The sequence below is a fragment of the Serratia sp. EWG9 genome (assembly GCF_019913725.1).
Taxonomy (GTDB): Bacteria; Pseudomonadota; Gammaproteobacteria; order Enterobacterales; family Enterobacteriaceae; genus Serratia; species Serratia ureilytica.
In genome coordinates, this window is sequence record NZ_JADNRO010000004.1 from 385,368 (window position 1) to 399,802 (window position 14,435).

The following is a 14,435-nucleotide window of genomic DNA, read 5'->3' on the forward strand; positions in this document are numbered from 1 at the left end:
CCCTGACGATTCTGTAGCAGTTTTGTCGGATTTTGCATAACTCGACAAAATTGTTGAGACACGGGTCACTCGAACACGCTTTGCAGATTATTAACAATTCTGTAAACTGCTCGCGGTGTAAGCGTCCCGGTGGATGAAGGGCGTTATGAGATCGATTAGCAATAAAAATGACGTCTGACCCGCCGGACAATCAATTAAGAGGTCATGATGAGTACTGAAATTAAAACTCAGGTCGTGGTACTTGGGGCGGGCCCGGCAGGTTACTCTGCAGCCTTTCGTTGCGCTGACTTAGGTCTTGAAACCGTTCTGGTTGAACGTTATTCCACTCTGGGCGGGGTTTGCCTGAACGTGGGATGTATCCCTTCCAAAGCACTGCTGCACGTTGCCAAAGTGATCGAAGAAGCCAAAGCGTTGGCCGAACACGGCATCGTTTTCGGCGAGCCGAAAACCGACATCGACAAAGTGCGCGTCTGGAAAGAAAAAGTCATCACTCAGCTGACCGGCGGTCTGGCTGGCATGGCGAAAGGCCGTAAAGTGAAAGTGGTCAACGGCCTGGGCAAGTTCACCGGCGCTAACACCCTGGTTGTTGAAGGCGAAAACGGCCCAACCACCATCAACTTCGACAACGCCATCATCGCTGCAGGTTCTCGTCCGATCCAACTGCCATTCATTCCTCATGAAGATCCACGCGTGTGGGATTCTACCGATGCGCTGGCGCTGAAAACCGTCCCTGAGCGTCTGCTGGTTATGGGCGGCGGCATCATCGGCCTGGAAATGGGCACCGTATACCATGCGCTGGGTTCACAGATCGACGTCGTTGAAATGTTCGATCAGGTTATCCCGGCGGCAGATAAAGACGTGGTGAAAGTCTTCACCAAACGTATCAGCAAGCAGTTCAACCTGATGCTGGAAACCAAAGTGACCGCGGTAGAAGCCAAAGAAGACGGCATTTACGTCACGATGGAAGGTAAAAAAGCGCCGGCAGAACCACAGCGTTACGACGCGGTGCTGGTGGCGATCGGCCGCGTGCCGAACGGTAAACTGCTGGATGCCGGCAAAGCCGGTGTTGAAGTTGACGAGCGTGGCTTCATCAACGTCGACAAACAGCTGCGCACCAACGTGCCACACATCTTCGCCATCGGCGACATCGTCGGTCAGCCGATGCTGGCGCACAAAGGCGTGCACGAAGGCCACGTCGCCGCAGAAGTTATCGCCGGCATGAAGCACTACTTCGATCCGAAAGTGATCCCATCCATCGCTTACACCGAGCCGGAAGTGGCGTGGGTGGGTCTGACCGAGAAAGAAGCGAAAGAGAAAGGCATCAGCTACGAAACCTCCACCTTCCCGTGGGCGGCTTCCGGCCGTGCGATCGCTTCCGACTGTGCAGACGGCATGACCAAACTGATCTTCGACAAAGAAACTCACCGCATCATCGGTGGCGCGATTGTCGGCACCAACGGCGGCGAGCTGCTGGGTGAAATCGGTCTGGCTATCGAGATGGGCTGCGACGCGGAAGACATCGCGCTGACCATCCACGCTCACCCGACCCTGCACGAATCCGTGGGCCTGGCGGCGGAAATCTACGAAGGCAGCATCACCGACCTGCCTAACCCGAAAGCCAAGAAGAAGTAATTCTGCTGGTTTGACCGGTTAACAAGCGGCTCCTGAGAAGGGGCCGCTTTTTTTTTGCTCAGATGCAGAACGCGGTTTTTTGTGGCCGCTGCGCCAAATTCCGATCCTCATGCTTATATCCATTTTAATTATGTGGATATAATGCCCTGTTTGTCCGGCAGCCGATTACGCTGCGCTCAACGATTCAGCAAAGATTTAATGTTGCTTTTATGTGAACGAATTAACAACCGTTTCAAATCCTGATATGCTGGCTGAGCGGAACCGGGCACTGTACCTTACAGTCCAGGACATCGACAGCAGTGCCCCGTCAGGATAGATGGCATCAATATCGCCGTGCGCTCTACCCATCAGTCTTTCATGCTGTAACGCTGTTTGACCGTGCTTGTTTGCCCCAATCACCGTTTCGGGGCCTTTACGGGCCGATCGCCTAGCCACAGAGTGAAACCCAAAGGGTATAAACCCGGTTTGCATATACGCCAGGCACAATAAATGACAATGAGAGCGAGGAGAACGTCGTGCTAGAAGAATACCGTAAGCACGTAGCCGAGCGTGCTGCTGAGGGCATCGCCCCTAAGCCGCTAGACGCCACCCAAATGGCCGCGCTGGTCGAACTACTGAAGAATCCGCCAAAAGGCGAAGAAGAATTCCTGTTAGACCTGCTGATTAACCGTGTTCCACCGGGCGTCGACGAAGCCGCCTACGTCAAAGCAGGTTTCCTGGCGGCCATCGCCAAAGGTGAAGCGACATCCCCCCTGGTTACCCCCGAGAAAGCCATTGAACTGTTAGGCACCATGCAGGGCGGCTATAACATTCATCCGCTGATCGAAGCCCTGGACAACGAAAAGCTGGCGCCGATCGCCGCCAAAGCGCTGTCCCACACGCTGCTGATGTTCGACAACTTCTACGATGTGGAAGAGAAGGCGAAAGCCGGCAACGCGCACGCCAAGCAGATCATGCAGTCCTGGGCCGATGCCGAATGGTACCTGTCGCGCCCGGAGCTGGCGGAAAAGATCACCGTCACCGTGTTCAAAGTGACCGGCGAAACCAACACCGATGACCTGTCTCCGGCGCCGGACGCCTGGTCGCGCCCGGATATCCCGCTGCACGCGCTGGCGATGCTGAAAAACGAACGTGAAGGCATCGTGCCGGATCAGCCGGGCAGCGTCGGCCCGATCAAACAGATCGAGCTGCTGAACAAGAAAGGCTTCCCGCTGGCCTACGTCGGCGACGTGGTCGGCACCGGTTCCTCCCGTAAATCCGCCACCAACTCGGTGCTGTGGTTCATGGGCGACGACATCCCGCACGTGCCGAACAAGCGCGGCGGTGGCGTGGTGCTGGGCGGCAAGATTGCGCCTATCTTCTTCAACACCATGGAAGATGCCGGCGCCTTGCCGATCGAAGTGGACGTGTCCGAGCTGAACATGGGCGACGTGATCGACGTTTACCCGTACAAAGGTGAAGTGCGCAACCACGAAACCGGCGCGCTGATCGCCAACTTCGAGCTGAAAACCGACGTGCTGCTGGATGAAGTGCGCGCCGGCGGCCGTATCCCGCTGATCATCGGCCGCGGCCTGACCACCAAGGCGCGCGAAGCGCTGGGTCTGCCGCACAGCGACGTGTTCCGCATCGCCAAACCGGTAGCCGCCAGCAACAAAGGCTTCTCGCTGGCGCAGAAAATGGTCGGCCGCGCCTGCGGCGTCGCCGGCATTCGCCCTGGCGAATACTGCGAGCCGAAGATGACCTCCGTCGGCTCTCAGGACACCACCGGCCCGATGACCCGCGATGAGCTGAAAGACCTGGCCTGCCTCGGCTTCTCCGCCGATCTCGTCATGCAGTCGTTCTGCCACACCGCTGCGTACCCGAAACCGGTCGACGTGACCACGCACCACACGCTGCCTGACTTCATCATGAACCGCGGCGGCGTCTCGCTGCGCCCGGGCGACGGCGTGATCCACTCCTGGCTGAACCGCATGCTGCTGCCTGACACCGTCGGCACCGGCGGCGATTCCCACACCCGCTTCCCGATCGGCATCTCCTTCCCGGCCGGTTCCGGCCTGGTGGCGTTTGCCGCCGCGACCGGCGTGATGCCGCTGGATATGCCTGAGTCGGTGCTGGTGCGCTTCAAAGGCAAAATGCAGCCGGGCATCACCCTGCGCGATCTGGTGCACGCCATCCCTTACTACGCGATCCAGCAGGGTCTGCTGACCGTCGAGAAGAAGGGCAAGAAAAACATCTTCTCCGGCCGCATTCTGGAGATCGAAGGCCTGCCGGATCTGAAGGTCGAGCAGGCGTTTGAGCTGACCGATGCGTCCGCCGAACGTTCCGCCGCCGGTTGTACCATCAAGCTGGACAAGGCGCCGATTGAAGAGTACCTGAACTCCAACATCGTGCTGCTGAAGTGGATGATCTCCGAAGGCTACGGCGATCGCCGTACGCTGGAGCGCCGTATTCAGGGCATGGAAAAATGGCTGGCGGATCCGCAACTGCTGGAAGGCGATGCGGATGCGGAATACGCAGCGGTGATCGACATCGATCTGAACGAGATCAAAGAGCCGATCCTGTGTGCGCCGAACGATCCTGACGATGCGCGCCTGCTGTCTGACGTGGCCAACAGCAAAATCGATGAAGTGTTCATCGGTTCTTGCATGACCAACATCGGCCATTTCCGCGCGGCGGGCAAGCTGCTGGATCAGCACAAGGGCCAGCTGCCGACTCGTCTGTGGGTGGCGCCGCCAACCAAGATGGATGCGGCTCAGCTGACTGAAGAAGGCTACTACAGCGTCTTCGGCAAGAGCGGCGCGCGTATCGAGATCCCGGGCTGCTCGCTGTGCATGGGCAACCAGGCGCGCGTGGCGGACGGCGCGACGGTGGTTTCCACCTCAACCCGTAACTTCCCGAACCGTCTGGGCACCGGCGCCAACGTCTATCTGGCGTCTGCCGAACTGGCCGCGGTAGCGTCCCTGCTGGGCCGCCTGCCGACGCCGGACGAGTACCAGACCTATATGGCGCAGGTCGATAAGACGGCGGCGGATACCTACCGCTACCTGAACTTTGACCAGCTGGGCCAGTACACCGAAAAAGCCGACGGCGTGATCTTCCAAACCGCCGTGTAAGCCGCTATATTGCGCAACTGTTTAACGGGAGGCCTTGGCCTCCCGTTTTATTTTGCTCAGTTGCCAACTTTGCGAGCGCTCACTGAGTTAGTCCGCCATTTATGTTTACACTAAGAAAAAGGGCTCAGGAGGGCATGCTATGGATTACGAATTTCTGCGTGACGTCACCGGTCAGGTGATCGTCAGATTTTCGATGGGGCATGAAGCGATTGGCCACTGGATCAACGAAGAAGTCAAAGGCGATTTCAACCTGCTGGACCGCATTGAAGCCGGCGCGGCCGAGGTCAAAGGCAGCGAGCGCCAATGGCAGCTGGAAGGCCATGAATATACGCTGCTGATGGATGGTGAAGAAGTGATGATCCGCGCCAATCAGCTGGAGTTCGAGGGCGACGAAATGGAAGAGGGGATGAACTACTACGACGAAGAAAGCCTCTCATTCTGCGGCGTTGAGGATTTCCTGCTGGTGTTGAAGGCCTATCGTTCTTTCATGCTGAAGTACTAAGCATCAGGGCGCGGCGCGCCGCGCCCTTTCCATCACAGATGCGGAATATTGCGGCCGTAATAGATTTCCTGCATCTCTTTCCATAACAGATCGGTGATCTGCTTGCGTTCGGCTGCGCTCAACGCCTCCGGCTCCGCGTTAAACAGGTAGTGCTTCAGATCGAAATCCTTCAGCAACATCTTGGTATGGAAGATATTTTCCTGGTAAACGTTCACGTCCATCATGTGGTACAGCGCCTTGATGTCTTCCGACATAAAGTTCTGGATCGAATTGATCTCATGATCGATGTAATGTTTCACGCCGTTCACGTCGCGGGTAAAACCGCGCACGCGATAGTCCATGGTGACGATGTCGGATTCCAGCTGGTGAATTAAGTAGTTCAGCGCCTTGAGGGGCGAAATGACGCCGCAGGTCGAGACCTCGATATCGGCGCGGAAGGTGCACAGCCCGCCTTCCGGATGGCTTTCCGGGTAGGTGTGCACGCAGATATGGCTCTTGTCCAGGTGCGCGACGACCGTATTCGGCAGCGGACCGGGGTGTTCCGACGTATCGACGTCTTTCGGATCGATCGGCTCTTCGCTGACCAGGATGGTGACGCTGGCGCCCTGCGGCTCGTAGTCCTGACGCGCGATGTTCAGAATATTGGCGCCGATGATCGAGCAGGTTTCGCTCAGGATCTCGGTCAGCCGGTTGGCGTTATATTGTTCGTCTATGTAGGCGATATAGCCGTCGCGATCGTCCGCGGTTTTGGCGTAACAAATATCGTAAATACAAAAACTCAGGCTCTTGGTCAGGTTGTTGAAGCCGTGCAGTTTTAGCTTATGCAATTTGGGCCACCTCCTTTATCTTCTCGCTTAACGTGTTACGTTCAGGGCATTGAGCAAATATTGCGGCAGGGCAAAGCTGCCGACGTGAATTGCCGGGTTGTAATAACGGCAGTGTAGGCCGCTTTGGTTAAAGCGCTGTTGCAGGGTTGGCAGATCGCGCTGGCGCAGCGCCGGGTTCTGGCTCGCCCAGGCGAAGGTCATGATGCCGCCGTAATAGGTCGGGATCGCCGCCTGATAGAAGCTGACGTCGCTAAAGTAGCGGCTCAGTTTGGCGTGGCTGTTGACCGCCTCGTCCTGCTGCAGGAAACAGACGCCGTTTTGCGCGACGAAAATGCCGCCCTCATTCAGGCAGCGGGCGCAGCCTTCATAAAACGCCGAGGTGAACAGGCTTTCGCCGGGGCCGATCGGATCGGTGCAGTCGGAGATGATCACATCGAACGTTTCGTCGGTTTGATTCACGAAGTTGACGCCGTCGTCGATCACCAGCTTGAAGCGCGGATCGTCATAGGCGCCGGCGCTGTGGTTGGGCAGGTACTGGCGGCAGAACTCGACGACGCCGGCGTCGATTTCGACCATGGTGATCTGCTCAACGCCAGGATGCCGGCTGACTTCGCGCAGCATGCCGCCGTCGCCGCCGCCGATGATCAGCACTTTCTTCGCCTGGCCGTGCGCCAACAGCGGCACGTGGGTCAGCATTTCGTGATAGATGAACTCGTCACGCTCGGTGGTTTGCACCACGCCGTCGAGCGCCATCACGCGCCCCAGCACCGGGTTCTCGAAGATCACCAGATCCTGATGATCGGTCTTCTCGCGGTACAGCACCTTCTCTACCGAAAAGTACTGGCCGAAGCCCGTATGCAGCGTTTCGTACCAAATTTCTTTCTGGGTCATGTGCGGGAAACTCCGTAATAACAGCCATGAAAAATCGGCGCAACATCATAGCTAACTCTGCCTGGCGATGCACGGTTGAATTTCAGACAGAGAGAGCGGAGGGCGGACGGGCGAGGGGGAAGATTAATTGGCGTAGGCCAGCAGGCTCAGGGAGTCGCGCGCCAGCGATTTGCACTTCTTGGGCGTTGGAATGGCGATGCCGCTCAGATCGCGATAGCTGTCTTCGCCCAGCGCCTTCATGTTAAAGCTGTTGTAGTTGCTCAAATCCCAGCGGTTTTGTTGCGCGAAATAGACGATGGCGCGCTTGATTTGCGCATTTGGCAAATCGTTGTAGCCGCAATCATTTTTCAAATAAATAAATACCGCCGTCAGATCGGCCAGATCTTCCGCCTCGGATTCATTCAGCGCCAGACTGGCGTTGGAGAAGCCCAGCATCGCCAGCAACAGCATCGTTAACGTTGTTTTTTTCATCATGAAATAGGCCTGTTTGTCGTCTGCAGACGTTACCACACTTGCCTGTAAAGGCACCAAATTTTATTGCTGACGGGCGCTGCCATAGCGCTCACCCACGGCGCGCTCTTGATTGTGAGGCATAGCTTAAAATACCGCCAGGAAAGGCTTGACCTTCCGCCTGGGGGAAGGTTTAGGCTGGCTGCGTTGAGTTATGTCACTGAGAAAAGGGAGTCAGCGATGTTACGCCGTGATTTTATTAAATTGACCGCTGCATTGGGCGCCGCGAGCGCATTGCCGTTATGGAGCCGGGCCGCCTTAGCGGCCGAGCGGCCGGCTCTGCCGGTGCCCCCGTTGTTAACGCCCGACGCGCAGGGAAAGATTGCGCTGGCGCTGCAGGCGGGGGAAACCCGCTGGTTGCCCGGCGCCGCCACCAAAACCTGGGGATTCAACGGCGCGCTGCTCGGGCCGGCGGTGAAGCTGCAGCGGGGTCAGCCGGTGACGGTCGATATCAAAAACAGCCTGGCGGAAGCCAGTACCGTCCACTGGCACGGCCTGGAAATCCCCGGCGACGTCGATGGCGGCCCGCAGGCGTTGATCCATCCCGGCGCAACGCGCACGGTGAATTTCACCGTCGATCAACCGGCGGCCACCTGCTGGTTCCACCCGCATACCCACGGTAAAACCGGCAGCCAGGTGATGATGGGGCTGGCGGGGCTGGTGCTGCTGGAAGACGATGAAAGCGCCAAACTGCCGCTGCCGAAAACCTGGGGGCAGGATGACATTCCGGTGATCCTGCAGGATAAGCGCTTGGGCAAAGATGCCCAGATCGAATATCGGCTGGACGTGATGAGCGCGGCGGTGGGTTGGTTTGGCGATCGCATGTTTACCAACGGCGCGCAGTACCCGCAACATCTGGCGCCGCGCGGTTGGCTGCGTTTGCGTTTCCTCAACGGTTGCAACGCCCGCTCGCTGAATCTGGCGGCCAGTGACAACCGCCCGCTGTACGTCATCGCCAGCGACGGCGGTTTTCTGGCGGAGCCGGTGAAGCTGACCGAGCTGCCGATGCTGATGGGCGAGCGCTTTGAAGTGCTGGTCGATGCCTCCGACGGGAAAGCATTCGACATCGTGACGTTGCCGGTGAAACAGATGGGCATGACGCTGGCGCCATTCGATCGGCCGCTGCCGGTGTTGCGCATTCAGCCGTCGTTGGCGCAGGGCATCAAAACCATGCCGGACAGCCTGGTGAAGCTGCCGACATTGCCTGCCACCGCCGGCATCCAGGAGCGTTGGCTGCAGCTGATGATGGATCCGCAGCTGGATATGCTCGGCATGCAGGCGCTGATGGATCGTTATGGTCATCAGGCGATGGCCGGCATGAGCATGAATCATGGCGCGACGGGCGCTGGAGACATGAAAGGTATGGACCACGGTAACATGAAGGGCATGGAGAAGGGCGGCATGCAGGGCATGGACCACGGCGACATGAGCAGCATGAAAGGCATGGATCATGGCAAGATGGCAGGGATGGATCATGGCGGCGCGCAGGGCAACGCCAAACCGTTCGACTTCAGCCACGGCAACATGATCAACGGCAAGGCCTTCGACATGAACAAACCGATGTTCGCCGCCAAACGGGGCCAGTATGAAAAATGGACCATTTCCGGCGAGGGCGACATGATGCTGCACCCGTTCCACATTCACGGCACCCAGTTCCGTATCCTGTCGGAAAACGGCAAACCGCCGGCGGCGCATCGCAGCGGCTGGAAGGACACGGTGCGCGTCGAAGGTTGGCGCAGCGAAGTGCTGGTGCGTTTCGATCATCCGGCAAGCAGCGAACATGCGTATATGGCCCACTGCCACCTGTTGGAACACGAAGATACCGGCATGATGATGGGCTTTACCGTCGCCGATTGATCGCGGCCTATCGCTCAGGTGGCGGTGCGCTCGCGTCGCCACCGGCGAAAGGCTATGCTAAACTCTGCGCCTTTCTTCCGGCAACTGACCTGAATACTATGAAACACACTGTAGACGTAATGATTTCCGAGCAGGAAGTTAAGACCCGTATCGCCGAACTTGGCAGCCAGATCACCGAACATTACCGCGACAGCGGCAGTGACATGGTGCTGGTCGGGCTGCTGCGCGGCTCCTTCATGTTCATGGCCGATCTGTGCCGCGCGATTGACGTGCCGCATGAAGTCGACTTCATGACGGCTTCCAGCTACGGCAGCGGCATGTCCACCACTCGCGACGTGAAGATCCTCAAGGATCTGGACGAAGACATTCGCGGCAAAGACGTGCTGATCGTGGAAGACATCATGATTCCGGCAACACGCTGAACAAAGTGCGCGAGATTTTGGCGCTGCGTGGGCCGAAATCGCTGGCGATTTGCACCTTGCTGGACAAGCCTGAGCGCCGTGAAGTGCAGGTGCCGGTCGAATATGTCGGCTTCTCGATCCCGGATGAGTTCGTGGTGGGGTATGGCATCGACTACGCCCAGCGCTACCGTCACCTGCCGTACGTCGGCAAAGTGGTGCTGCTGGACGAGTAATTGATGTGGGGCGCGGCCTGCCGCGCCCGCGGCGGGATTATACGCCTTTATCCTGCTTCAGTTTGGCTATCGCTTTGCGGTAGCCCATCTCCAGGCTCTCGCGGCTGGTCGCCAGCACTTCCATATCGCGCAGACGGCCGTCCTGAATGCCGTACACCCAGCCGTGGATCATCACCTTCTGGCCGCGTTTCCAGGCCGATTGCATGATGGTGGAGTGGCCCAGGTTGTATACCTGCTCAATGACGTTGATCTCGCACAGCATGTCGAAACGCTGTTCCGGCGGCAGCTCGCCCAGCAGCGAACTGTGCTTGTACCACAGATCGCGAATGTGCAGCAGCCAGTTGTCGATCAGCCCCAGCTCCGGGTTTTCCACCGCGGCCTGCACGCCGCCGCAGCCCAGGTGGCCGCAGATGATGATGTGTTCGACCTCCAGCACATCTACCGCATACTGCACCACCGACAGGCAGTTAAGATCGGTGTGGATAACGAGGTTCGCCACGTTGCGATGGACGAACAGTTCACCCGGCTCGAGGCCGGTCAGGCGTTCTGCGGGAACGCGGCTGTCAGAGCAACCAATCCATAAGAAGCGGGGCTTTTGCGCCTGGGCTAAACGTTCAAAAAAATCCGGGTCTTCCTGACTGATATTGGCCGACCAGGCCTGGTTGTTGGCGATAAGCTCTTCGATTTCTTTCATGGAGGTGATTGACCCGTAACGAACAGATTGCGTTGGGGTAATATAGGGTAAGCGTCACAATTTGGAAATCGGAACAGTGGTGCAACCTCATTTACCGCACGGATTCGACTCAGTGAAAACGCCGTCGATGCTAGGATTATTGTTATTGTTTCAAGCCTCGCAAACAGGGGGCGCGGCGGCATACTCATCGTTATAAGGTACTATTTTACATATGAATTATGCACTGGAATTAGCGCAGCTGACCAAGACTTACGCCGGTGGCGTCAAGGCGCTGCGCGGCATCGACCTGAGCGTCGAGGCGGGGGATTTTTATGCCCTGCTGGGGCCAAACGGCGCCGGAAAGTCCACCACCATCGGCATCATCAGCTCGCTGGTGAATAAAACCGCCGGCAGCGTGCGGGTGTTCGGTTACGACATCGATAAAGACATCGTCAACGCCAAGCGCCAGCTTGGCCTGGTGCCGCAGGAGTTCAACTTCAACCCGTTTGAGACCGTATTGCAGATCGTGGTGAACCAGGCGGGTTACTATGGCGTCACGCGGCGTGAAGCGATGGCGCGCGCCGAAAAGTACCTCAATCAGCTGGACCTGTGGGGCAAGCGCAACGAGCGTGCTCGCATGCTGTCCGGCGGCATGAAGCGCCGTCTGATGATCGCCCGCGCGTTGATGCACCAACCAAAGCTGTTGATCCTCGATGAACCGACCGCCGGGGTGGATATCGAGCTGCGCCGCTCGATGTGGGGCTTTCTGAAAGAGCTGAACGCCCAGGGCACCACCATCATCCTCACCACCCACTATTTGGAAGAGGCGGAGATGCTGTGCCGCAACATCGGCATCATCCAGAACGGGGAGCTGGTGGAAAACACCTCGATGAAGGGGCTGCTGGCCAAGCTCAAGTCGGAAACCTTTATCCTCGATCTGGCGGCGAAAAGCCCGCTGCCGAAGCTGGACGGTTACCGCAGCCGCCTGACGGATACCTCGACGCTGGAAGTGGAGGTGATGCGTGAACAGGGGCTGAACGGCCTGTTCGCCCAGCTGAGCGCACAGGGCGTGCAGGTGCTGAGCATGCGCAACAAGGCGAACCGCCTGGAAGAGCTGTTTGTCACCCTGGTTAACGGTAATGGAGAGAAAGCATGACGCGTTTGTATTGGGTGGCCTTACAGAGCATCTGGGCCAAAGAGGTGAACCGCTTCGCGCGCATCTGGATCCAGACCCTGGTGCCGCCGGTGATCACCATGACGCTGTACTTCATCATCTTCGGCAACCTGATCGGGTCGCGCATCGGCGATATGCACGGCTTCAGCTACATGCAGTTCATCGTGCCCGGCCTTATCATGATGGCGGTGATCACCAACTCCTACGCCAACGTCGCGTCGTCGTTCTTCAGCGCCAAATTCCAGCGCAATATTGAGGAACTGCTGGTGGCGCCGGTGCCGACCCATGTGGTGATCGCCGGCTATGTCGGCGGCGGCGTAGCGCGCGGTATCTGCGTCGGCGTGCTGGTGACCATCATCTCGCTGTTCTTCGTGCCGCTGCAGGTGCACGCCTGGTGGGTGATTGCGCTGACGCTGTTGCTGACGGCGATCCTGTTCTCGCTGGCGGGGCTGATCAACGCGGTGTTCGCCACCACTTTCGACGACATCAGCCTGATCCCGACCTTCGTGCTGACGCCGCTCACTTACCTGGGCGGGGTGTTCTACTCGCTGTCGCTGCTGCCGCCATTCTGGCAGGCGGTGTCCAAGCTGAATCCGATCGTCTATATGATCAGCGGTTTCCGCTACGGTTTCCTCGGCATCAACGACGTGCCGCTGGCGTTCACCATGGCGGTGCTGGTGGCGTTTATCACGGTGTTCTACCTGCTGTCCTGGTACCTGATCGAACGCGGCCGCGGCCTGCGCAGCTGATCCTGATGCGCCCTCGTTTTCCCGGCGGGGGCGCTTTTCCCGATTTGGCGCAGGCGGCGCGTAAATCAATAGAATCGCTCAAATAACCGCTAGTTCCCCGCTGTTCAAATCGTGCTATGCTGGCGCTCCACATTTCCTTCATTTTTGTCATTACGCACTCGTAAGCAGAACATCATCATGCGGCCTCAATACAAGTTGGCGACTGGGTTACTCGGCATTCTGATGTCGTTGGTTTCCCCTGTGAGCCTGGCGAATCTGCTGTCGGAAGACGGCGCGGTTAAATCTGAATACATGGAAGCGCAGCGCGACAGCGAAGTCTATTCGCTGGTGGGCGAGCATGTGATCCCGGTAGGGGAAGTGAAGCGCGGGCAACTGATCCAGGTGTTCCCGGCGGATGCGGAATACTACGAATTCAAATTCGGGCACGGCACCGGCTTTATCGATAAAGACGACGTGCGCGAGCTGAAGAAGTCGCGCAAGGTGCAAGACGATCTGGGCGAGCTGAACAAGCCGCTGACCAACCAGAATCTGATCACCCAAAAGGCGATCGACGTATACACCGCGGCGGACAAGGACAGCGAGGTCTTCGGCACGCTGGAAGGCAATCTGCGTTATCCGATCATCGGCAAGCTGAAGGATCGGCTGAACAATACCTGGTACGAGGTCAACATCGGCGATCGGCTGGGGTTCGTCAATGAGCTGGACTGTGAGATCGATAACGGCATCCCGGTGCTGACTTACCACCACCTGCTGAAAAACGAAGAGAATAAACGCTTCCGCCACACCTCGACCACCACCTCAGACGTGGCGTTCAGCAACCAGATGACCTACCTGAAGCAGGCGGGTTACGACACCATTTCGCTGTATCAGCTGGAAGCCTACCTGAAGAACCAGATCAACCTGCCGGGCAAGGCGATCGTGCTGACCTTCGACGACGGGCTGAAGTCGGTTTATCGCTACGCTTACCCGGTGCTGAAGGATTACGGTTTCCGCGCGACGGCGTTCATCATCTCTTCGCGCATCAAGCGCCATCCGCAGAAATGGAACCCGGACTCGCTGCAGTTTATGAGCGTCTCGGAGCTGAAGCAGATTCAGGACGTGTTCGACGTGCAGTCGCACACCCACTTCCTGCACCGCACCGACGGCAATCGCCAGCCGATTTTGCTGAGCCGTTCGCTGCATAATATCGAGTTCGATTTTGAGCGCTCGCGCCGCGCGCTGTCGCAGTTCAACCCGCACGTGCTGTATCTGTCCTACCCGTTCGGCGGCTATAACCAGCGGGCTATCCAGGCGGCACAGGACGCCGGTTTCCATCTGGCGGTGACCACGGTGCAGGGCAAGGTGAAGCCGGGGGATAATCCCTATACGTTGAAGCGGCTGTATATTCTGCGCACCGACTCGATCCAGACCATGGCGGATCGGATAGCCAACAAGCCGGGCACGGTGGTGCAGTAAGGAAAAGAACGGGCGCGCGAGGCGCCCGTTTTACCGTCAGGCGACCTGAACCGGCACGGCTTTCGCCTTGCGCTGCAGGTTGTTGTCACCCTCGAAATAGGCGACCTTCGGGTGATGTTGGCGGGCGTCGGCGTCGGTCATTTGCACATAGGAGCAGATGATCAGTTTGTCGCCCACGCAGGCGCAGCGCGCGGCGGCGCCGTTGACCGAAATAATGCGCGAACCGCGCTCGGCGGCGATGGCGTAGGTGGAGAAGCGCTGGCCGTTATCCACGTTGTAGATATCGATCGCTTCATATTCCAGAATGCCGGCCGCTTCCAGGAAGTCCTGATCGATGGCGCAGGATCCTTCATAGTGCAAGTCAGCCTGAGTGACTTTGACGCGATGCAGCTTGCCTTGCAGCATAGTACGTATCATA

At 58.2% G+C, this 14,435-nt stretch carries 12 protein-coding genes and 1 pseudogene; 8 read left to right on the forward strand and 5 right to left on the reverse strand.

Going from position 1 to position 14,435, the window contains the following annotated elements:
- Positions 1-207: 207 nt before the first annotated feature.
- The 3 genes from lpdA to yacL all read left to right on the forward strand — a co-directional run bounded on the left by lpdA (position 208) and on the right by yacL (position 5,247).
- Positions 208-1,632, forward strand: coding sequence for a dihydrolipoyl dehydrogenase (gene lpdA / locus ITX55_RS12475; protein WP_033644926.1), 1,425 nt, complete (start codon positions 208-210; stop codon positions 1,630-1,632).
- Positions 1,633-2,147: 515 nt separating this feature from the next.
- Positions 2,148-4,745: a bifunctional aconitate hydratase 2/2-methylisocitrate dehydratase gene (gene acnB / locus ITX55_RS12480; RefSeq protein ID WP_033644692.1), complete on the forward strand. Its 2,598-nt coding sequence runs from the start codon at positions 2,148-2,150 to the stop codon at positions 4,743-4,745.
- Positions 4,746-4,884: 139 nt separating this feature from the next.
- A complete protein-coding gene (gene yacL / locus ITX55_RS12485; protein ID WP_004937507.1) occupies positions 4,885-5,247 on the forward strand; it encodes a protein YacL in 363 nt (120 codons plus the stop codon).
- Positions 5,248-5,279: 32 nt separating this feature from the next.
- Here the strand turns inward: yacL and speD are convergent, their stop codons facing one another.
- From speD to ITX55_RS12500, 3 genes are all read right to left on the reverse strand, one after another.
- The gene (gene speD, locus ITX55_RS12490; RefSeq protein ID WP_004937510.1) at positions 5,280-6,074 is read right to left on the reverse strand and encodes an adenosylmethionine decarboxylase; all 795 of its coding nucleotides are present in this window, start codon (positions 6,072-6,074) and stop codon (positions 5,280-5,282) included.
- Between the two features lie 27 nt (positions 6,075-6,101).
- On the reverse strand, positions 6,102-6,965 hold the full coding sequence (speE, locus tag ITX55_RS12495; RefSeq protein WP_016930071.1) for a polyamine aminopropyltransferase: 864 nt from the start codon (positions 6,963-6,965) through the stop codon (positions 6,102-6,104).
- Between the two features lie 123 nt (positions 6,966-7,088).
- Complete coding sequence (locus ITX55_RS12500) at positions 7,089-7,436, reverse strand: YacC family pilotin-like protein (protein WP_033644927.1); 348 nt, start codon at positions 7,434-7,436, stop codon at positions 7,089-7,091.
- Between the two features lie 219 nt (positions 7,437-7,655).
- On the opposite strand from ITX55_RS12500, the gene cueO reads away from it, so the two are divergent.
- Both cueO and hpt read left to right on the forward strand, forming a co-directional pair.
- On the forward strand, positions 7,656-9,332 hold the full coding sequence (gene cueO / locus ITX55_RS12505; RefSeq protein ID WP_193160591.1) for a multicopper oxidase CueO: 1,677 nt from the start codon (positions 7,656-7,658) through the stop codon (positions 9,330-9,332).
- A 98-nt stretch (positions 9,333-9,430) separates the two neighbouring features.
- Positions 9,431-9,966 (forward strand): annotated as a pseudogene (gene hpt / locus ITX55_RS12510) (hypoxanthine phosphoribosyltransferase).
- 37 nt (positions 9,967-10,003) lie between these two features.
- Here hpt and can read toward each other — a convergent pair.
- Positions 10,004-10,660: a carbonate dehydratase gene (can, locus tag ITX55_RS12515; RefSeq protein WP_015379031.1), complete on the reverse strand. Its 657-nt coding sequence runs from the start codon at positions 10,658-10,660 to the stop codon at positions 10,004-10,006.
- Between the two features lie 211 nt (positions 10,661-10,871).
- Between can and ITX55_RS12520 the strand changes: the two genes are divergently transcribed.
- From ITX55_RS12520 to ITX55_RS12530, 3 genes are all read left to right on the forward strand, one after another.
- Positions 10,872-11,795: an ABC transporter ATP-binding protein gene (locus ITX55_RS12520; protein ID WP_033644695.1), complete on the forward strand. Its 924-nt coding sequence runs from the start codon at positions 10,872-10,874 to the stop codon at positions 11,793-11,795.
- Positions 11,792-12,562: an ABC transporter permease gene (locus tag ITX55_RS12525; RefSeq protein WP_033644696.1), complete on the forward strand. Its 771-nt coding sequence runs from the start codon at positions 11,792-11,794 to the stop codon at positions 12,560-12,562. The genes ITX55_RS12520 and ITX55_RS12525 overlap by 4 nt, the downstream gene beginning before the upstream one ends.
- A gap of 177 nt (positions 12,563-12,739) precedes the next feature.
- Entirely contained in the window at positions 12,740-14,017 is a 1,278-nt protein-coding gene (locus ITX55_RS12530) for a polysaccharide deacetylase family protein (protein WP_033644697.1), read from the forward strand.
- 36 nt (positions 14,018-14,053) lie between these two features.
- Here ITX55_RS12530 and panD read toward each other — a convergent pair whose 3' ends face one another.
- Positions 14,054-14,434 (reverse strand): aspartate 1-decarboxylase, encoded by a 381-nt coding sequence (panD, locus tag ITX55_RS12535; RefSeq protein WP_004937544.1) that lies wholly within the window; start codon positions 14,432-14,434, stop codon positions 14,054-14,056.
- Between the last annotated feature and the right edge of the window lies 1 nt (position 14,435).